The sequence below is a fragment of the Pseudomonas syringae pv. tomato str. DC3000 genome (assembly GCF_000007805.1).
Classification (GTDB): domain Bacteria; phylum Pseudomonadota; class Gammaproteobacteria; order Pseudomonadales; family Pseudomonadaceae; genus Aquipseudomonas; species Aquipseudomonas avellanae.
Genome location: NC_004578.1, coordinates 1000280 through 1017963, shown reverse-complemented (window position 1 = coordinate 1017963; position 17684 = coordinate 1000280). Strand labels below are relative to the sequence as shown.

Annotated in this window: 21 protein-coding genes; 9 read left to right on the top strand and 12 right to left on the bottom strand. The window is 56.9% G+C overall.

Annotation, left to right across the window (positions count from 1 at the left end):
- Nucleotides 1–3: 3 nt before the first annotated feature.
- From PSPTO_RS04955 to PSPTO_RS04925, 7 genes are all read right to left on the bottom strand, one after another.
- Nucleotides 4–750 carry an HAD-IB family hydrolase gene (locus tag PSPTO_RS04955; protein ID WP_024668366.1) on the bottom strand — a complete coding sequence of 249 codons (747 nt, stop codon included), beginning with the start codon at nt 748–750 and terminating at the stop codon, nt 4–6.
- Entirely contained in the window at nt 751–1701 is a 951-nt protein-coding gene (locus PSPTO_RS04950; RefSeq protein ID WP_005770562.1) for an HpcH/HpaI aldolase/citrate lyase family protein, read from the bottom strand.
- On the bottom strand, nt 1701–2795 hold the full coding sequence (locus PSPTO_RS04945) for a cysteine protease StiP domain-containing protein (protein ID WP_011103356.1): 1095 nt from the start codon (nt 2793–2795) through the stop codon (nt 1701–1703). Before PSPTO_RS04945 ends, PSPTO_RS04950 begins: the two co-directional genes overlap by 1 nt.
- Nucleotides 2788–3546, bottom strand: coding sequence for a hypothetical protein (locus PSPTO_RS04940; RefSeq protein ID WP_005770566.1), 759 nt, complete (start codon nt 3544–3546; stop codon nt 2788–2790). Before PSPTO_RS04940 ends, PSPTO_RS04945 begins: the two co-directional genes overlap by 8 nt.
- Complete coding sequence (locus tag PSPTO_RS04935) at nt 3539–4672, bottom strand: phosphoribosyltransferase domain-containing protein (protein ID WP_011103355.1); 1134 nt, start codon at nt 4670–4672, stop codon at nt 3539–3541. The genes PSPTO_RS04940 and PSPTO_RS04935 overlap by 8 nt, the downstream gene beginning before the upstream one ends.
- A 66-nt stretch (nt 4673–4738) precedes the next feature.
- Nucleotides 4739–5887: a trypsin-like peptidase domain-containing protein gene (locus PSPTO_RS04930; RefSeq protein WP_007246125.1), complete on the bottom strand. Its 1149-nt coding sequence runs from the start codon at nt 5885–5887 to the stop codon at nt 4739–4741.
- 54 nt (nt 5888–5941) lie between these two features.
- Nucleotides 5942–6940 carry an ATP-grasp domain-containing protein gene (locus tag PSPTO_RS04925; RefSeq protein WP_005770572.1) on the bottom strand — a complete coding sequence of 333 codons (999 nt, stop codon included), beginning with the start codon at nt 6938–6940 and terminating at the stop codon, nt 5942–5944.
- Between the two features lie 120 nt (nt 6941–7060).
- Between PSPTO_RS04925 and PSPTO_RS04920 the strand changes: the two genes are divergently transcribed.
- A complete protein-coding gene (locus PSPTO_RS04920; RefSeq protein ID WP_003383227.1) occupies nt 7061–7606 on the top strand; it encodes a DUF1523 family protein in 546 nt (181 codons plus the stop codon).
- Between the two features lie 44 nt (nt 7607–7650).
- On the opposite strand, the gene PSPTO_RS04915 is transcribed toward PSPTO_RS04920, so the two are convergent.
- The 3 genes from PSPTO_RS04915 to gstA form a co-directional block, all read right to left on the bottom strand.
- A complete protein-coding gene (locus PSPTO_RS04915) occupies nt 7651–8058 on the bottom strand; it encodes a hypothetical protein (protein ID WP_011103354.1) in 408 nt (135 codons plus the stop codon).
- Nucleotides 8055–8642, bottom strand: coding sequence for a DUF433 domain-containing protein (locus PSPTO_RS04910; RefSeq protein WP_010208432.1), 588 nt, complete (start codon nt 8640–8642; stop codon nt 8055–8057). Before PSPTO_RS04910 ends, PSPTO_RS04915 begins: the two co-directional genes overlap by 4 nt.
- A 345-nt stretch (nt 8643–8987) precedes the next feature.
- On the bottom strand, nt 8988–9608 hold the full coding sequence (gene gstA / locus PSPTO_RS04905) for a glutathione transferase GstA (protein WP_011103353.1): 621 nt from the start codon (nt 9606–9608) through the stop codon (nt 8988–8990).
- A 157-nt stretch (nt 9609–9765) separates the two neighbouring features.
- On the opposite strand from gstA, the gene PSPTO_RS04900 reads away from it, so the two are divergent.
- Complete coding sequence (locus tag PSPTO_RS04900; RefSeq protein ID WP_011103352.1) at nt 9766–10134, top strand: winged helix-turn-helix transcriptional regulator; 369 nt, start codon at nt 9766–9768, stop codon at nt 10132–10134.
- A gap of 195 nt (nt 10135–10329) precedes the next feature.
- Here the strand turns inward: PSPTO_RS04900 and PSPTO_RS04895 are convergent, their stop codons facing one another.
- Nucleotides 10330–10758, bottom strand: coding sequence for a pilin (locus tag PSPTO_RS04895; RefSeq protein WP_011103351.1), 429 nt, complete (start codon nt 10756–10758; stop codon nt 10330–10332).
- A gap of 224 nt (nt 10759–10982) precedes the next feature.
- On the opposite strand from PSPTO_RS04895, the gene pilB reads away from it, so the two are divergent.
- From pilB to yacG, 5 genes are read left to right on the top strand one after another with little or no spacing between them, the layout of a single operon-like run.
- Complete coding sequence (gene pilB / locus PSPTO_RS04890; protein ID WP_011103350.1) at nt 10983–12677, top strand: type IV-A pilus assembly ATPase PilB; 1695 nt, start codon at nt 10983–10985, stop codon at nt 12675–12677.
- 2 nt (nt 12678–12679) lie between these two features.
- Nucleotides 12680–13897: a type II secretion system F family protein gene (locus tag PSPTO_RS04885; RefSeq protein ID WP_011103349.1), complete on the top strand. Its 1218-nt coding sequence runs from the start codon at nt 12680–12682 to the stop codon at nt 13895–13897.
- A 1-nt stretch (nt 13898) separates the two neighbouring features.
- Complete coding sequence (locus tag PSPTO_RS04880; protein WP_005770019.1) at nt 13899–14771, top strand: prepilin peptidase; 873 nt, start codon at nt 13899–13901, stop codon at nt 14769–14771.
- Nucleotides 14768–15391, top strand: coding sequence for a dephospho-CoA kinase (gene coaE, locus PSPTO_RS04875; RefSeq protein WP_005770017.1), 624 nt, complete (start codon nt 14768–14770; stop codon nt 15389–15391). Before PSPTO_RS04880 ends, coaE begins: the two co-directional genes overlap by 4 nt.
- Nucleotides 15388–15597, top strand: coding sequence for a DNA gyrase inhibitor YacG (gene yacG / locus PSPTO_RS04870; RefSeq protein ID WP_003381207.1), 210 nt, complete (start codon nt 15388–15390; stop codon nt 15595–15597). The genes coaE and yacG overlap by 4 nt, the downstream gene beginning before the upstream one ends.
- Nucleotides 15598–15863: 266 nt before the next feature.
- Here yacG and PSPTO_RS04865 read toward each other — a convergent pair whose 3' ends face one another.
- Nucleotides 15864–16190 (bottom strand): hypothetical protein, encoded by a 327-nt coding sequence (locus PSPTO_RS04865; RefSeq protein WP_005770015.1) that lies wholly within the window; start codon nt 16188–16190, stop codon nt 15864–15866.
- 196 nt (nt 16191–16386) lie between these two features.
- Between PSPTO_RS04865 and PSPTO_RS04860 the strand changes: the two genes are divergently transcribed.
- Both PSPTO_RS04860 and PSPTO_RS04855 read left to right on the top strand, forming a co-directional pair.
- Nucleotides 16387–17016, top strand: coding sequence for a DUF1780 domain-containing protein (locus PSPTO_RS04860; protein WP_003381213.1), 630 nt, complete (start codon nt 16387–16389; stop codon nt 17014–17016).
- Complete coding sequence (locus tag PSPTO_RS04855; protein WP_005770014.1) at nt 17013–17546, top strand: MOSC domain-containing protein; 534 nt, start codon at nt 17013–17015, stop codon at nt 17544–17546. Before PSPTO_RS04860 ends, PSPTO_RS04855 begins: the two co-directional genes overlap by 4 nt.
- Nucleotides 17547–17684: the final 138 nt, after the last annotated feature.

The window sequence follows — 17684 nt, the reverse complement described above, 5'->3', positions numbered from 1 at the left end:
GCCTTACCGTGTTGGCCCGTCTTTGCCATCAGGATTGTGTAACTTGGCGTTAACGGGGCCTTTATAACGGCCTCGACGCCACGTCGGATGGAACAATCGCCAGTGCGCATCCTGAGCAGCGGCAAGCAATTCGTGATCACCTCGCGTGTCGCCCCAGGCGCGAACCCGGAACTGCGTCAGCGGCCCGTAAACGCTTTCAAGACGCGCCACCTTGGAGTCGCAACGGCAATTACTGCCCTCGATCAAGCCGGTCAACTTGCCGTCGATGACTTCCAGATTGGTGCCGATCAGCTCCACTTTCAAGCGATCAGCGAAGGGTTGCAGGACCATAGCAGGCGATGCTGAACAAAGCGTGACAATGGCACCCTTTTCGATTTCAGCCGCGATGGACTCAAGCGCAGCAGGGCGCATCAGGCGTTTCCAGTGCGAATGGCAGAAGGCTTCGGCCTTCTGTTGCAGCCACTGCACTTCAACGCCGCTCAGAAAAGCCTTGATCAGCCGGCCTTTGAGTTCGTCACGGCTCAGGCGCTTGGTCAGGTAGCCAAGGCTGGGCAGCACCAGCCGCGCCATGCGTACGGAGAAAACACGTTGCCCGAAGGCGAACTTGAGAAACGGAACAAAGCTGTCGTGCCGGGTAATCGTCCCATCGAAATCGAACACCGCCAGCAAGCGTTGTTCCACTTCGATTTCAAGATCAGGTCCTACCGGTGCAAGATCAGGTTCTACGGTTTCAAGGTCAGGTTCTATCATCTAGCTAACTGCCTCAGCGAGTCGAATGCTGGCATCCATGATCGAAGCGGGTGTGGGTAACACTCCGTGCCATTTGGCGCGCTCCATGATGTGGGTTGCCCACTTATAGTGGGTGGCCGGTTCACACATCGCATCGTTGTACTTGAACACGGCGGGCGCCACAGAGTTCAAAATCATCCGGGCGGAGTTCATGTCCTCCAGACTGACGCGTAGTGCATTCTGAATGATATTGACCTGCGAGGGGTGAATTGCCGTCTTGCCGACCAACCCATTAGTAATATCGAGCGCCAGTTCCTGTTCCAGAATGTCTGGTGTGGCGAGCTGTTCGAACACCGGCGCGGTGAGCGCAAAGCCCTGCGCGCCCATCACCCCCGCCAGCATCGGGATCACATAACCCATCGGGGTTGAATACAGGGTCATGGCCGGATTGCGGCGCAAGCCCAGGCAGCCCATCAGGTCATTGCCACCGATGCGCAGAGCGATGATCCGCTCGTGCAGGCTGGCTTTGAGCGCCTGCCCCAGCTCGACCATAGCCGTCGGGTTGAACACTTCCGGGGTTTCCAGTGTAGGCATCAATGCCAGCGCAGGGTTGGTAACCGCCTCCTCCCAGCTCGTCAGACTTTTCAGCGACAGCTTGGGGACAACGAACCCGTCAACGTGGGCCATCAACGGCCAGTCGTTGAGAATACGCGCCATCGCCGCATCACGCGGGCGAACGAACAGCAGCGGGCCATTGGCCGGACGACCGCCCCGATCGTGGATGCGGGTCAGCACCTGGCGCAGGTTGAGCAATGCGGTGTCGACATCGATCAGCGCGACCGCATCTTCCAGGCAGACAACCAGCGAACGCAGCTCGGGAATCTTTTCGCCGAACACCACATCGACGATGTCGTCCCGGGTAGCGGGCATGTACAACGTTGCCCCCAGCGCGTAAGGCGAGAATAAGGCCATTAGCCGAGACTCCGTATGATGGTCACCGCCCGGTAGGGGCCCAGGACATCGCCGACTTCTTCAACGGGGATGCCCGCTTTTTGAGTCAGGTGCAGCAGCAATTGCACGTCGCTGTCAGCCAGCTTGCGTACCAGCACGTGATCCGGCACGCGGCGCATGACTGCCCGCGTGGCTTCGGCAATGCCCGGCTTGACGCGATTCAGGTTATTGACGTCGAAGCGCTCGGCCAGCGTGTCGATCACCCGGGATGCCGCAGTCTTGAGTTCGCTTCGCTGCTGAGGCGTCCAGGGTGCCAGCGTCAGCGCACCTTCTTTCTGACGACGCTGGATGTCGATCTGTTCAATAAAACCGCGTGTAACGTCATGCGCCTGCAAATGCTCATAGACCACGCAACCATGCAGCCCGCCGTCGGTCGGCCAGATAGAGCGCGACACCAGCCCGGACACCGTTGCACCCAGAATGCCGGACGGAATTACCCAGTCTTCTGCAGACGCCGCCAGCCAGGCGCTGCCGCATGGATCGGCGAGCACCACCAGGCGCGGGTCCTGGGGAAAACGTGTATCGCCCGCCAGGCTGCGGCGAATCTCACCGGATATCGCGCCTTTGCCGGTCCAGCCGTCAACAAACACGATGTTCTGCGCGCCGTGGGCCTCAATGATGGCCTCCAGCGCTACGGTATCGATGCCGCGATCGCGGACAATGCTGATGCCGTAGTGATGCGTTTCGCGATCAAGGTCAATCAAGGCCCGACGCAACAGCACACCGAGCGGCAAACCGGCGCGCACAAAGGACACCAGAATGATCGGCGAGCCGTCGCATTCACGCTCAAGCGCGTGCGCCAGCGCCTGCACATCAGCAGCCATGCGCGCGCCGTTCTGGCTGAGCGCCAGCTCGTACAGCGCCTGGTGGGCAGCGCTGGGCGCAGATTCCTCGCTGATCATTTCCGAATAGTGCTTTTGCCGCGTCTGGATCAGGCGCTCCTTTTCCTCGACGCTGGTGGTCTGCATGTCGACGCTGCGCAACAGAAAATGCACGTCGTCGCTCAGGTAACTGCCGCTGCCGACCGTGTCGAGCCCGTGAACGGGATCACTCATGTGCTGCTCCGACAAACATTTTCGCCAACTGGCTGCGCGCAGGCGTCGCCCACCAGTGACACTCATCCATGAAACCCAGGTCGGTGATGCTGTCGCCAAAACCGAGCACCGGACGTTCGCCATTGATCGCCAGGTCACGACGCAGCCATTCCTGCACGGCGTAACGCTTGGCCAGCCCCTCGGGCAGGAACGCCAGATTGTTGCCGTTACCGTGGATGTGCATGCCGTCGAGCAAGCCTCGGGCCTGCATTTCGGCGAGTACCTTGGTGAGGATGCTGTCATCGCTTTCGTTGTGCTTGGTCACCACGTAATGAAACAGCTGCGCCTCTTCAACCACCCAGCCACGCAGTGAAAAGCCCATCTCCTGACCGATTGCCAGCGTAGCGGCAGACAATTCATGTAACCGCGATTGATAGCTGGCCAGGGTCTGCTTCATCTGCTCGTTCCAGTCAGGGTCCAGTCGCCCCATGACATCGAGCATCACGCCGCCATGCGAACAGATCGCGCCGGCAGTGAACGGCAACTTCACCCGGCTGTAAGCCTCTACACTGCGCGCGGTCACCGGCACCACATCGGCGTGCGCCAGTAGCCAGTGCGCGAAGGACTTCTGCACGTTGGTCATGTAGCCGTTGGCATTGCCGCTGATATCCAGCGTTGCGACGTGCTTTTCAATGTCAGCCGGTGTTTTGCGCGCGGTCTGGAACAGGGTGTCGTCCAGATCGACGAAGATCAGCGGGCGGTCGTTACTCATCGCAAATCACCTCGGCGTTCAGCGCTTCAATCAGCTCGGCGGGGACGGCCTGCCTGGGGGTTTCGGTGCAGATCAGCACTCGGTCAAACTGACCCGGTCGCACGTTGTAAAGAAAGTTGGGGATGCCCAGCCCGTAGTTGTCCGAGAACGACAGCGCGTGATCGATGGCATGCCCCAGCGCGATCGGCGAACGGCTGGTGGAGCTGAAATGCACATCAGCCCCGGCTTTTTCCAGGCGCTCGGCCAACAGAAAAGGACGCCAGACAAACTCGCTGGTGCCGACCACCAGAACGCGCTCGCCCTTGTTTACCGTAAGGCCAGGCGCCAGCGTATCGGCAACCGCCAGCACGCCCATGCGCCCCCAGTCGTTGGCGGTCAGCAACGGCCAGTCGCCCATCGCAACGGTGCCGACTTCCGGCATGTCCGGCAGCGGCGCGCTGACGTCCTCGTCAAAGGAATACGAGCCCTGCAACAGCGACACCTGCTCAGCCACCGCGCCCATCGACGTGCTGACCGCACCTGCCGACCAATCAGTGAGCACGCAGGTCACCACCCGCTCGATCTTGCTCAGCCCGGCCTCGACCAGCGCCTGATGCAGATTGATGAACGTCTTGCCCGTCGACGCTTCGTCATCGACCAGCACCAGCGAACGTGCACCGAGCATCATGTCGCGCAGCGCAGGATCGGCAGGCAAGTGAATCAAGTGCGCGCTGGCGTGGCTGTGCTCTTCTTCAAAACGGGCGAACAGCTCGGTGCCGGTTGGATGGCGCGTGCTGACCAAGTACAGCGCATCGGAATGCGTTTCGCTGTAGGCACGGTGCACACCGGCACCCAGGCCCACGGCTGTTTCGGCCATACCGATGACCAGCACCGGGCCTGGCAGGTCTACCGGAATCTTGTGCGCCAGGTCCTGAAAACTCTTGAGCATTACGCTCGGGCGCGCCGGGATATGACGCCCGAGCACCCGCGAAACGAACAGAAACGCGCGTTTGGGATTGCGCCGCTCGGCGAAGCCGAACAGTGAATCCGGGGCAATGGTGGACGAATCGACGCTGACGTCGAGGCGACCACGAAGCAGATCAGCACGAAGCTTTGTAGGGTTGGAAAAAGCTGCGCTGCTGTCCATCGATATATTCCTGATTAGCGGGGCCGCGGCCCCTGGCGCCTGCAACATGGGCAGGCAACACCGACTTCATTGGCGAGAGGCTTCGACGAGCCATAACGATGACTGGAAGGTGCGTGAGATTTCTGTGGTGGTGTACGACCTTTCCGCTCGGGCATGCGGCGCATCGATGCGGCACGCCTGTAGAAAGGACATCAGCAGTGCGGATTTCACTGCAAAATTCATGTTTTGCCCGTCCGGTACCGTGGACGTCACCATGCCGATGACTGCGCCGCCGTTGTCGAACAATGGGCTGCCGCTGGAACCGGGCTGAATGGGCGCGGTGAACTGGAACAGGCTGGCGTCGTTGTGCAGGCCGAACAGTCCGGAAATACCGCCCTGCGTCACCTGCAACCCGCCGCCGGAAATGGACGCCAGTGGGTAACCCAGCACCGCCACCGTATCACCCGGTTCGCAGCCCTGCCCTTCGCGGAATGTAACCGCAGACAACGGCGGCGCGCCTTGCACCCGCAGCAAAGCGATATCGTTGCGGCGGTCGATCACCACCGCCTCGGCCTTGTAGCGGCCTTCCAGCGAATTGATATAGAACACGCCCATGTCTTCGATGACATGCGCGCAGGTCATGACGTGCGCCGGCCCGACCACAAACGCGGTGCCGGTGGCCGACTCGTGCCGTGGACCACCCGCCGGTCCACCCGACCCGCCAGACGGACGACGCGGATGACGATCGTCCACTTCCAGACCGATCTTGCGGCCGAACGCCGACAGCCCATACGCCGAGCCTTCGCTCAGCGCGCGAAATTTCCATTGGTCGTTGCGCTTGTAGAACTCGCCGATGATGATCGCAGCTTCGCCGTTATCGCGCAGGTCCAGGCGATGCTCGATATTGGCATCCACTTTGAGACGCAGGCTGGCAAAATCGCGGATCGGGCCCATCGCGGCGTACACGTAAACCATCAGCAATACGCGATCACTGCCCGCCGGGAGCCTGTCCAGCTTGAGCGTGCAGCCAACATCCTGAGGGCCGCCGCTCCACTCCATCCAGCTCTGTTCCTGATGCAACAGCGCCGGGTCGCCCATGGGCTGGCGTTTTTCGTTGACTGCCAGCAGCGCCACGGCGGCGTATTCACCGAACACCGAAGATGTACCGCTCTCCAGGTTCCAGGAGCAGTGGGCGTTAGCTAAAGCAGTGTTTGCACCTGGCGCCAGAAGCTGCATGCCCGATCCTCCTTGATAAGAGCGATTATTGATAGCAAAAATCTATTATCCTGATCAAACCGTAGCCCGTACAGCGACCGTGATGGCCTTGACCCGGATATCCTCAAGCCAATGTGTTTCCGGTTCTTTCAAGCCGAGACGCCGCGCAGCAAAAATGCCCGGCAGGTTAACGCCGGTTTCACGCGTGTAACCGATCCCGCCCGAGTAGCGCGGGTTGATCTCCAGCAAGCGTGGCATGCCATCAGCGTCGTCGCGGGTCTGCACATTGATCAGCCCGTCACAGGCAAAATGCTCGGCGGCTCGTACTGCCAGTTGCACGGCTTCGCTGTCGCGCTCGAACGTCTGATTCAAACCCACCTTGCGCCGCCCGACAAACGCGACCGCCTTGCCATGCTCGCAGACCATGTCCACCGAACACTCGTTGCCGGGCATGTAAGGCATGAGCAGCATCGCCGGGCGCTCATCGGCCTGACGATAGGCATTAAGGTACGCCTGAAACGTCGTTTCGCGCGCATCCGGGTTTGCGAAACATCGAAAATCGTCGACATCGGTCTTGAACCGCCAAAAACCACGGCCATAAATCCCGACTACCGGCTTGATACACACCTCGCCCGAGACCGACAGCGCGTCATAGGCCGCTTGCAGCTCCTCGGTGTTGCAGGCAGTGATTGCCGGGATACACGCCAGCCCCGCTGCCTCGGCCGCCGCCGTGAAACGACTCTTGTCATCGACATCCAGAAACGTTTGCAGGGACGTTCCGCCAGTGACGAGGTCCAAGCCTTCGGCGACAAAACGAGCACGCTGCGCTTCATAAATGCCACCGACCCGCCCGGCGACGATCGTCTTCACGCCCAGCGAGCGAGCGGTTTCGAGCACCCAGTCGATGCGTTCTTCGTTGTCGATCGGCTCTTGCAGCGCCACGTCGGCCTGCCCGGTAATTTCGGAGCGTTGCTGGCGATGGGACGCAATAATTTTCACCGAAGCAGGCAGCGCATCACGCGCACCGATGATCACTTCACGCTGGCTGGATTGCCCTTCAAGGAACCAAATCATGTCAATCTCCGGAAGACTGCGCCGCTTGAAACGGCCTTGTCGAATTTTGTAATAACTGTTTTGCTTCGAATACGTTCGGATTAGGGCAAAGTCACGCAATTTTAAACAGAGGACGCTGGTATGAAGTGGCTTAAAAGGTCGATTTGGCTTGTGGTATTCGTTGCACTCGGGATCGGCGCATTAAGCCTCTACTACGTTCTGCCGCGCCATGATGTCGTGATGATCACCGGCGTGGAAGTCAAAAGAATGGACGCCGACGGCGTGGTCAACGCCGAAAACCCGGCAGACGGCCCGACCCGTGACGTGTACTTCATCAACACCGAAGACCCGGACACCAAGAAAGTCGTGGTCTACCGCAACGAAGACACCGCCTGGAGCTTCCCGTGGTACTTCAAATTCGACTCCGCCGACATCCAGGCCAAAGCCCAGGGCTACTCACGTGATGCACAGCAACTGGCGCTGATTCGTTATTACGGCTGGCGGATAACGATCCTGTCGATGTTTCCCAACGTGACAGAGATTGAGGCTGTGACGAGTCGTGATCAGCCGTTTCCGGTTTTCAATACGGTGTTTTTTGTGGTGGTTGGGTTGCTGGTGGTGATTGTGGTGGTTGGGGTGAGGAGGAGGTTTCGCAGGCAGCCGCGGGTTGATGGGACGCCTCGGTAATTCTTGTACCTTAACCGTTAAGAAAAGCCCGATCTGTGATCGGGCTATATTTTGAGTTGCTGGAACTTGCCTGTCGCAGAGAATCTCCACGGCACACGAAACGCTGCGCCGCCTTTTACCAACAGAGCCTGCTCGGTAATTGATGGCCACCACCGGACCAGATTCTCCGCCTTGTTCCAGTAGTTCATTTGCCACCACTGCCTGGCAAGGCAGAAGATCGGGAGGCCGCATTCCCTGAATGCAAAGCGCTCAGCGTCTCCCTTGGAGAATTTATCCTGTGAGACGACTGCCCACCCGCCTTCTTTTTTGAGGTGGGTGACCCAGTCAATATCTGCAGCGTTTGCAGGAAACCTTTCGCGCAACGAGACTACAGAATGGCCTTCACATTTGGTCAACTCGTTAAGCGCTCTGACAATAGCAGGCGGCAGATTGTTATCAATCAGAAAATTCAAGCCGCGATTCTGTGCTCAAAATTGACTGCGGCTTCCACTGCTGCTGGCGGAATCTCATAGAGTAGTGCCACGCGCTTCGCGCTCTGACCTTCAGCCAGATAGGAATGGTAAATAGCGGCGGTGTCGATTCCGGTGATTGTCAGTACTGGTTTGCCGAAGTTTCTTGCAGGGTCCAACACCACCGCCTTGCTGCGCTTGACCGGATACCAACGTTTTGCCGACTCTTCACCAGCGTAATCAATGCCCTCATACAGCGACGGGGTGATGACCTGTTTGAAGGCATATTGTCGCTTGACCAGATCCAGCAGCGCCTCGTCGCCGGTTTCGTCCAAAACGGTTGCAAATATATCCCGCCCGTCGGTTTGAAAGCGTCTGCACGTAAACGGATAGCGCTGGCCGAACATCTCTCGGGCTTGTAACGAAGCGCTGCGGATCGCTTGCAAGCTGACGCCATGCTGGCGAAACGCATGGACAAAGCGAATTTCCAGCAGGTCGTGGAAGCCGAGCAGCTTGTCGTCAAGAAATGCAATTTCCGGAGCCCAGAGGCCTGGATGTTCAACCCCTGAGGCGCTGTAGCCAAACATCCATCTACGAATGTCCTTTGCCGGAATGCCGGTGTATGAGGACGCTTGCGAAGCGGTGTACAGCCCAACGCCGAGGAGGCGACTGGGTGATGCGGTGGTGTTCATAGCCCCTCCCTTTATGTGTGGAGTCATCAGGTGGGTGATTCTGGGCTCGAATCGGATATCAATCAACGGGCGTTTTGGTCACCAAAGTGGATTAGGAAGTGGCCTAACGTAAAAGCTGAAACGTCCTACGATGCGACCGCGATAACACCGAGCAATCGAATCAAAACGCCCCCGGCGGAGCACATCCACCGGGGGCGTTATCGTTTCGACAGGTGAGTCTGGCCTGGGTTTTTAGCGGGCTCAGGCCTTATTGAACAGTTCGGGTAAACCTTCCGCTTTCAGTACCGCCTTGACGGATGGACGCGCTTCGACTCGAGCCATGAACGCTTGCAAAGCGGGCAGCGCTTCCAGCGAAATGCCAAAATTGACAGACCAGCGGGTTACCGCGAACAAGTAAGTGTCGGCAACGCTGAAGTCATTACCCAACAGGTAATCACGACCATCCGCCAGCAGGCCATTCAGGTAGGTTTGTTTGGCGATGACCGGGCGCTGGGCGTCGGTGGCATCGGCTCCTTTTGCCAGATAAAAAAGCGGTGTCCATGCCTTGTGATATTCAGCGGCCAGGTAATTGAGTATCTCCTGCAACCTTGCACGCGCCAGCGTTCCATTGGCTGGCACCAGCGTTGGCACGAAGTGGTCGCCCAGGTATTGCAGCACGGCAGCGCCTTCGGTCAGAACAGCACCGTCATCCAACCCCAGCGCAGGAACAGTCCCTTTGGGGTTGATCGCGTAATAGTCTTCGCCGGATTCAAGCGTGTGCTGGCGCAGGTTCACCTTGACCAATTCGTGAGCGACACCCGCTTCGTGCAACACGATGTGAGCGCCGAGCGAGCAGGAACCAGGCGAGTAATAGAGCTTCATAAGGACGATTCTTCCGGTGGTTGAGAATGACCCGATCCTAGCACCCGGATAACTTTTGTATAGCTGGTAACTTAAGGTTACTCTCATTCTCCGGTTACCGTTCTGTAACCTGGTTACGCGCTGGAAACTCGCGATTCGACAAAGGAACACCCCGGTAATGTCATTGAAAATGCGCAAAAGCAAAGTCAACCATCCCGTGCCTGAGTGCGCGGTGGCGGCGTGCATGTGGTTGCTGGGCGGCGTCTGGACTCCAAATCTGCTGTGGAGTTTGAGTGGTGGGCCTCGGCGATTCGGCGAACTGCGCGTCGACATCCCCGGCATTTCGGCAAAGATGCTGTCGGTGCGGCTTAAAGAGATGGAAGAGAAAGGTGTGGTGGTTCGGACGGTGCTGGCGACCTCGCCGCCTTCTGCGGAGTACAGTCTTTCGGAGCTGGGGCTGGAGTTGCTGCCGGCGATTGAGGCGATTGCGAAGATTGCGAAGATTGGGTATCGGTTGAGGTTGAAGGGGGAAGGAGAAAGCAAGTAGAGATGATCTCTTATCAAGTGCGCGCTCCAGTCACGCGGCAAGGCATGTAAACAATTGTCACTTCCATATTAACTGTAAAGTCTTATAAAAAGCCCAACCGTTTAAGATTGGGCTTTTGAATACCACACTAAGAAAAGTCCGCTCAACAGATAGCATTTTACATGCATCTGAAACTCAAAGCTGGATATTCAAAACTTAGTTTTTAACATAGCCATTGGTTACACATGCACCTGTGTAGCTCCAAGTTACCGGAGATCCAGCAGCTGCTATAGCAGGCGTTAGACTACAGGTATCGGTAGTCAGGATACCTTTAAATGCGTTCGGAGTAGCAGTAATAGCAGCGCTGGTGGCAGTTATTTCCATCTTATTGACTGCTCCGGTAGTAGCACCTGAAGGCAATGTTACACCTACTTTAGCTGCAGTGTCACAGTCAGCAACGGTACCTTGTTGAGCAGCGCACACACCCACAGCAGTTTTGACGGAGGCCATTGCAGCCAGAACCTCGGTATACGCAGCTTTTTTTGCGTAGTTCTGATATGACGGAATCGCTACCGCCGCCAAGATACCAACAATCGCAACTACGATCATCAGTTCAATCAGTGTAAAACCTTTTTGTGCATTCATTCTTACTCTCCAAGGCGTCAATTATGTAGTGCCCTGCAAGGATAGAAGCATAGGTCGTGCCAACGTAGCGAAAAGGCGCGTATCCGTCAGAACACCTTTCACACAAAGTTCGATGCGTTCAGAAATCTGCAGAAACTGACAATTTTTGTCACATTCCTCACTGCCATTTGGCAGCACCGCTCGACTGCGCTATAACCCAACCATTGTCCGTGTCTGGTGGTTTTATGACTGATGCTGTCCTCACTGGCTTGGCCAAACAATTGGTCCTCGCCGAGCTCCTTACTGAACCTGTTGCGCAGCAAGCTTATCAACAGGCGCGCCGCGACAAGATTTCGTTGGTGAGCTATCTGGTTCAGAACAAACTGGTCAAAAGCCTGACGCTAGCGGAATTGGCTTCTGATCAGTTCGGCGTTCCGTTCATGGACCTCGCCAGCCTGGACAAGGAAAGCCAGCCAAAGGGGCTGGTCAGCGAGAAGCTGGTCAGACAACACCACGCCCTGCCGCTGTGGCGACGTGGTAACAAGCTGTTTATAGGCATCTCGGACCCGACCAACCATCAGGCGGTCACTGACATACAGTTCAGCACTGGCCTGAATACCGAAGCAATTCTGGTCGAAGATGACAAGCTGACCACTGCGATAGATCGATTCTTTGACAGTGACAGCGGTCTGGGCAACCTGGAAGATGTCGATCTGGGTCTGGATATCGAACCGGCTGATGGCAAGGAAACGTCACTCGCGACGCAGAATGACGCTGACGATGCCCCGGTGGTACGTTTCGTCAACAAAATGCTGTTGGATGCCATCCGGTTAGGATCATCAGACTTGCACTTCGAGCCCTACGAAAAGATCTTTCGCGTGCGCTTGCGTACCGATGGCATTTTGCATGAGGTTGCTAGGCCTCCGATTCATCTGGCAAACCGTATTGCTGCACGCCTGAAAGTCATGGCGAGCCTCGACATTTCGGAGCGACGCAAACCGCAGGACGGCCGGGTCAAGTTGCGGGTGTCCAAAACAAAGGCCATCGATTTTCGTATGAACACCTTGCCCACCCTGTGGGGCGAGAAGATCGTGATGCGGATTCTCGACCCGACCAGTGCGCAGATGGGTATTGATGCTCTGGGCTACGAGCCGGAGCAAAAAGCGTTGTATCTGGAGGCACTGAAACAGCCGCAGGGCATGATTCTTGTGACTGGCCCCACGGGTTCCGGCAAGACCGTTTCTCTGTATACCGGTCTGAACATACTCAATACCGTGGACATCAACATTTCCACAGCCGAAGACCCGGTAGAGATCAACCTGGAAGGCATCAATCAGGTCAACGTGAACCCACGCCAAGGATTGGACTTTTCGCAGGCATTGCGCGCCTTCCTGCGTCAAGATCCCGACGTGATCATGGTCGGCGAGATTCGCGACCTGGAAACCGCCGAAATCGCCATCAAGGCGTCACAGACTGGCCACATGGTGCTGTCCACCCTGCATACCAACAGCGCGGCAGAAACCTTGACGCGACTGCATCATATGGGCGTAGCCGCATTCAACATTGCCACAGCAATCAATCTGATTATTGCGCAACGGCTCGCCCGTAAGCTGTGCAGTCATTGCAAGAAAGAGCTCGATATTCCTCGCGAGACACTGATTCGGGAAGGTTTTCCAGAAGCGAAGATTGGCACTTTCAAGATCTATGGACCGGTGGGCTGCGAGCATTGCAACGGCGGTTACAGAGGCAGGGTCGGTATCTACGAAGTCGTCAAGAAAACAGCAGAGCTGGAGCGCATCATCATGGAAGAGGGTAATTCACTGGAGATTTCCAGGCAGATGCGCAAGGACGGTTTCAATGACCTGCGAACCTCGGGCCTGTCAAAAGCCATGCAGGGCATTACCAGCCTTGAAGAAGTCAACCGCGTGACCAAGGATTAAGCATGGCCAGCAAGGCAGTCAAAGTCATCGTTTACACGTGGGAAGGTGTAGACAAGAAGGGTACTAAAACCAGTGGCGAACTGAGCGGCCATAACCTCGCCCTCGTAAAAGCCCAACTGCGCAAGCAAGGCATCAACCCGACCAAGGTGCGCAAGAAGTCTGTATCAATCTTCGGCAAAGGCAAGAAGATCAAGCCGCTGGACATTGCTTTCTTCTCTCGACAGATGGCGACGATGATGAAGGCCGGTGTCCCGCTGCTACAGTCATTCGATATCATCAGCGAGGGCGCAGAAAACCCAAACATGCGGACGCTCGTGGACTCTCTCAAGCAAGAGGTTTCAGCTGGCAATAGCTTCGCAACAGCCCTGCGAAGAAAGCCTGAATATTTCGACGAACTCTTCTGTAACTTGGTAGATGCAGGCGAACAGGCCGGAGCACTTGAAAGTTTGCTTGACCGAGTAGCAAGTTATAAAGAAAAAACCGAAAAACTCAAGGCAAAGATCAAGAAAGCCATGACTTATCCTGCTGCGGTATTAATTGTTGCTGTTATCGTATCAGGAATACTTCTCATAAAGGTTGTACCACAGTTTCAGTCTATATTTGCCAGTTTTGGCGCGGATTTACCTGCATTTACTCTGATGGTTATCGGTCTTTCAGACATTGTGCAAAAATGGTGGTTGATAATCGTCATCGCCTTTTTTGCTACTATTTTTATGCTTAAGCGAGCATACAAAAAATCGCAAAATTTTCGCGACGCCCTTGACCGTTTTCTGCTGAAATTACCCATTATTGGCCCTCTGATTTTCAAATCATCGGTCGCACGCTACGCACGCACTCTCGCAACAACTTTTGCGGCGGGCGTACCGTTGGTAGAAGCCTTGGACTCGGTAGCAGGGGCTACCGGTAATGTAGTATTTAAGAATGCGGTTAACAGGGTTAAGCAGGACGTCTCTACCGGAATGCAGCTGAACTTTTCAATGCGTTCAACTGGAGTATTTCCGAGCTTGGCTATACAGATGACATCGATCGGGGAAGAGTCGGGGGCACTTGATGCGATGCTTGATAAAGTAGCGACCTATTACGAAGAAGAAGTCGATAATATGGTCGACAATCTGACCAGCCTGATGGAGCCCATGATCATGGCGATACTGGGTGTCATCGTCGGCGGCCTTGTTATTGCCATGTACCTCCCCATCTTCAAACTCGGAAACGTCGTCTGACATGCCCCTCCTCGACCTCTTGGCCAGCTCTCCCCTGGCCTTCGTCACCACCTGCTGCCTACTTGGCCTGATCGTCGGAAGCTTCCTCAACGTGGTCGTCTACCGCCTCCCAAAAATGATGGAGCGCGACTGGAAAGTACAATCACGGGAAATGCTAGGCCTCCCTGCCGAACCGGACCAACCCGTCTTCAACCTGATCCTGCCGCACTCAAGCTGCCCGCACTGCGCGCACAAGATCCGCCCGTGGGAAAACCTGCCGGTCATCAGTTACCTGTTGCTGCGCGGCAAATGCTCGCAATGCAAAGCCCCCATCAGCAAGCGCTACCCAGTGGTGGAGCTGACCTGCGCAGTGTTGTCGGCCTACGTCGCCTGGCATTTCGGCTTCGGCTGGCAGGCGGCTGCGATGCTGGTGTTGAGCTGGGGTTTGCTGGCGATGAGTCTGATCGATGCCGATCATCAGCTGTTACCTGACTCTTTGGTGCTGCCACTGCTGTGGCTGGGCCTGATCGTTAACGCCTTTGGGCTGTTCACCTCGCTGAGCGACGCGCTGTGGGGTGCAGTGGCCGGTTATCTGACGCTGTGGTCGGTGTTCTGGCTTTTCAAGTTGGTGACGGGCAAGGAAGGCATGGGCTATGGCGACTTCAAATTGCTGGCCATGCTTGGCGCGTGGGGTGGCTGGCAGATTCTGCCGTTGACCATTCTGTTGTCGTCGCTGGTGGGTGCGGTACTTGGGGTGATCATGATGCGCGTGCGCAGGGTCGAAAGTGGTACGCCGATCCCCTTTGGTCCTTATCTGGCCATTGCGGGGTGGATCGCTTTGCTCTGGGGTGGTCAAATAACCGACTCTTATATGCAGTTTGCCGGTTTCAGATGACTCACCCTGATCAAAAACCCTGGATTCTTGGCCTGACTGGCGGCATTGGTAGCGGTAAAAGTGCAGCGGCACAGTGCTTTATCGACCTGGGCATCGACACCGTGGATGCCGACCACGCTGCCCGCTGGGTGGTCGAGCCCGGGCGTCCGGCGCTGGAGCAGATCGCCACACATTTCGGCAACGGCGTATTGCAGGCCAGCGGCGCGCTGGATCGCGGCGCGCTGCGCAAGCTGATCTTCGAAAACCCAGAGCAGCGACGCTGGCTCGAAGCGTTGCTGCACCCGCTGATCAATCAGGAAATCGTCAGCCATCTGGCCAAGGCCAAATCGCCGTATGCCATTCTGGTTTCGCCACTGCTGATCGAATCCGGGCAATCGCGGATGGTGCAGCGCCTGCTGGTTATTGATGTGCCGCAGCAGGTGCAAATAGAACGCACGATGCTGCGCGACAGTTCCAGCCAGGAGCAGGTCGAAGCCATTCTCAAGGTGCAGATCCAGCGCGAAGACCGCCTGCGCCATGCCGACGATGTGCTGGTCAACGACCGCGATCACGCTTGGCTGAACAGCGAAGTCGAGCGGCTGCACCACTTTTACCTTACTTTGCGTGGAGGCCAATCATGAGCCAACCAATGACCGTTCAATGCCCAACCTGCGACACCCCAGTGGAATGGAGCGCCGCCAGCCCGAGCCGTCCGTTTTGCTCAGAGCGCTGCAAACTGATTGATCTGGGGGCGTGGGCTTCTGAAGAACATGCCATCCCGGTGAGCCCGGATGCTGAGGATGAGATGTTTTCGGGTGATTTAGAGGCCCCGCACCGGGGGCATTGATACATTCCGGGATGCATGCACACGCTCTACGCTCATCGTTCTACTCAATTACAACTGAATCCCGTGCCAATGCTCCGCGTTGGCATGCATTTCGTGACGCTCCGCGCCACAACTCTGAGCCGCGCCGCACATTCCAATGTTAGACGCAGAGCGTCCAGAAATGCATTCCCACGCGCAGCGCGGGAACGAGAATGATCGAGATCAGAGCCCCGTTTTTCGGGCTCATTCCAACGCTTAAAAAACGTCACGCACGGGCTTAACAGTTTTTACTGAGTCTTTCCGCTAGTGCGAATGGAGTCCCACTCGGTGACAAAAGCAGCTTTCGCTTTGCTATTGAAGAGGCAAAGCTCGGTACCTTGACGACCTTTCATATGCTTCTGCGGATACTGGCCTTGCATGAGGATAGCTGTATAGCCAACGCGGTCATCAAATTGAGCTGGAGTACCGACAGGTTTGGCATCTTTCAAACCACTGGATCTGATACAGCTTTCCAAGGCGACTTTATCGTAAGCCGCCCAAGCATCAGCGCTGGAAGCTTGAGCTTGAGTGGCAAGGGCAGTGAGGCAGAGAAAGGCAAGCGAGGCGGCTTTCATAGGGAGGGATTCTTTATCGTAGGAACGAGCAGGGTCGGAGTACTTCCCGCAGAGTGTTCCAGCTCAGCGTAACAAAGCAAAGCTTTAGCCTGCTGAAAGGTTTTTTCACTCACTCTGGAGCTTTAGTCGAAAAACTCCCGAAATCATCTCAGTCTTTGTTTTTCACCTTCACGTTTGAGCGGTAAGCTACAGCCCCATGGATGACTCAGACTACCTACGCCTGTTGACGATCCAGGCCGAACAAGCCAACGCCTTTCTGTCCAATGCGCGGAAGTGGGAGCGTGAGCGTTGGGTTTGTCAGCGGTTGTTGCAGGGGCTGAACATTGCGCACCGTAATGAGGACTTCACGCCCGCCAGTCAGGAGCCGCCCGATGTGTTGTTTCGCGACGGGCGCTTTGAGGTGTTTTTTGTGCTGGATGAGGGCCGTCGTCTCAATGACGAGTGGCGTGAGGAACTGGCGCGACGACGTAGCGCGTTCTCGCTGAGCCAACTGGTGCGCCGGGAAGCCAAGCCCAAGCGTATTCCGGCCTCTGAATTGCTGCACCGACTCGCCCCTACCCTGCGCAAGAAATCCACCAATTATCGTGAACGCGGCATTGATCTGAGCGGGCTGGATATCATTGCCTTCGCCAGCCTCAAGCGCGAGGTCCTGGACCTTAACAGTCATTTTCCGCCGCCCACCGAATATCTGCGTCAGGGCTGGCGCTCGTTGTCGCTGGTGGGGCCGACCTTTGCTCGGGTATTGTTCGCGCACCCGGGCGCCCCGGATTTTCTGCGTACCAATCTGGGTCGCAGTGTTGTTTTCGATGTTGGAATCAGTCTATGAGCCCCTTGCAGGAACTGCTGGCCGATGTGCCCCAACACGGTCGTGTGCGCTGGATCGGCGTGCGCCCGGAGTCGCGGGTCGAGATGATCGAACTGGACGCTGTCGAGGCGCGCCGCGAGGCTGGCCTGACCGGCGATCACTCGCGCCCAGGCCCGCGCAATGCGCGGCAGGTCACGCTGATTCAGTGGGAGCACCTGGCTGTGGTCGGTTCGTTGCTGAACCGCTCTGCCGAAAACCCGATCGTGCCGCAGGATTTGCGGCGCAATCTGGTGATCAGCGGCATCAACCTGTTCAGCCTCAAGAATCGGCGCTTCAGGATCGGTCAGGCCGTCTTTGAAACCACTGGCTGGTGCCAGCCTTGCGCAAAGCTTGAGCAGCGCCTCGGCCACGGTACTTTTCAGGCGATGCGTGGGCATGGCGGAATTACCGCGCGGGTGTTACAAAGCGGCATCATCCGCCTGGACGATACGCTGCAGGTCGAGCCGCTGGAAATCACCGATCCCTGGCCCCCTGCCCGACAGCACGCTTGAGGCGACGCATAAAGTGAGTAGACGCCTGAACCCGGAAGCGCAAAGGTGTGTCGAAGAGTACCTTCAGGCAATCCCGTATCCAGTCGAGCGCAGGCCGCTCCTGATGCCGGTGTTGCTGTGATGAACCTGTTTACGAGC

Bases quoted from the DNA above. Each gene is read 5' to 3' on its own strand.
- PSPTO_RS04920 (WP_003383227.1), top strand. From the start codon at position 7,061: ATGAAGTGGCTTAAAAGGTCGATTTGGCTTGTGGTATTCGTTGCACTC.
- PSPTO_RS04865 (WP_005770015.1), bottom strand. From the start codon at position 16,190: ATGAAAGCCGCCTCGCTTGCCTTTCTCTGCCTCACTGCCCTTGCCACT.
- PSPTO_RS04900 (WP_011103352.1), top strand. From the start codon at position 9,766: ATGTCATTGAAAATGCGCAAAAGCAAAGTCAACCATCCCGTGCCTGAG.
- PSPTO_RS04880 (WP_005770019.1), top strand. From the start codon at position 13,899: ATGCCCCTCCTCGACCTCTTGGCCAGCTCTCCCCTGGCCTTCGTCACC.
- PSPTO_RS04895 (WP_011103351.1), bottom strand. From the start codon at position 10,758: ATGAATGCACAAAAAGGTTTTACACTGATTGAACTGATGATCGTAGTT.
- PSPTO_RS04935 (WP_011103355.1), bottom strand. From the start codon at position 4,672: ATGGACAGCAGCGCAGCTTTTTCCAACCCTACAAAGCTTCGTGCTGAT.
- coaE (WP_005770017.1), top strand. From the start codon at position 14,768: ATGACTCACCCTGATCAAAAACCCTGGATTCTTGGCCTGACTGGCGGC.
- pilB (WP_011103350.1), top strand. From the start codon at position 10,983: ATGACTGATGCTGTCCTCACTGGCTTGGCCAAACAATTGGTCCTCGCC.
- PSPTO_RS04930 (WP_007246125.1), bottom strand. From the start codon at position 5,887: ATGCAGCTTCTGGCGCCAGGTGCAAACACTGCTTTAGCTAACGCCCAC.
- yacG (WP_003381207.1), top strand. From the start codon at position 15,388: ATGAGCCAACCAATGACCGTTCAATGCCCAACCTGCGACACCCCAGTG.
- PSPTO_RS04940 (WP_005770566.1), bottom strand. From the start codon at position 3,546: ATGAGTAACGACCGCCCGCTGATCTTCGTCGATCTGGACGACACCCTG.
- PSPTO_RS04925 (WP_005770572.1), bottom strand. From the start codon at position 6,940: ATGATTTGGTTCCTTGAAGGGCAATCCAGCCAGCGTGAAGTGATCATC.
- PSPTO_RS04950 (WP_005770562.1), bottom strand. From the start codon at position 1,701: ATGGCCTTATTCTCGCCTTACGCGCTGGGGGCAACGTTGTACATGCCC.
- PSPTO_RS04885 (WP_011103349.1), top strand. From the start codon at position 12,680: ATGGCCAGCAAGGCAGTCAAAGTCATCGTTTACACGTGGGAAGGTGTA.
- gstA (WP_011103353.1), bottom strand. From the start codon at position 9,608: ATGAAGCTCTATTACTCGCCTGGTTCCTGCTCGCTCGGCGCTCACATC.
- PSPTO_RS04910 (WP_010208432.1), bottom strand. From the start codon at position 8,642: ATGTTTGGCTACAGCGCCTCAGGGGTTGAACATCCAGGCCTCTGGGCT.
- PSPTO_RS04955 (WP_024668366.1), bottom strand. From the start codon at position 750: ATGATAGAACCTGACCTTGAAACCGTAGAACCTGATCTTGCACCGGTA.
- PSPTO_RS04945 (WP_011103356.1), bottom strand. From the start codon at position 2,795: ATGAGTGATCCCGTTCACGGGCTCGACACGGTCGGCAGCGGCAGTTAC.
- PSPTO_RS04855 (WP_005770014.1), top strand. From the start codon at position 17,013: ATGAGCCCCTTGCAGGAACTGCTGGCCGATGTGCCCCAACACGGTCGT.
- PSPTO_RS04860 (WP_003381213.1), top strand. From the start codon at position 16,387: ATGGATGACTCAGACTACCTACGCCTGTTGACGATCCAGGCCGAACAA.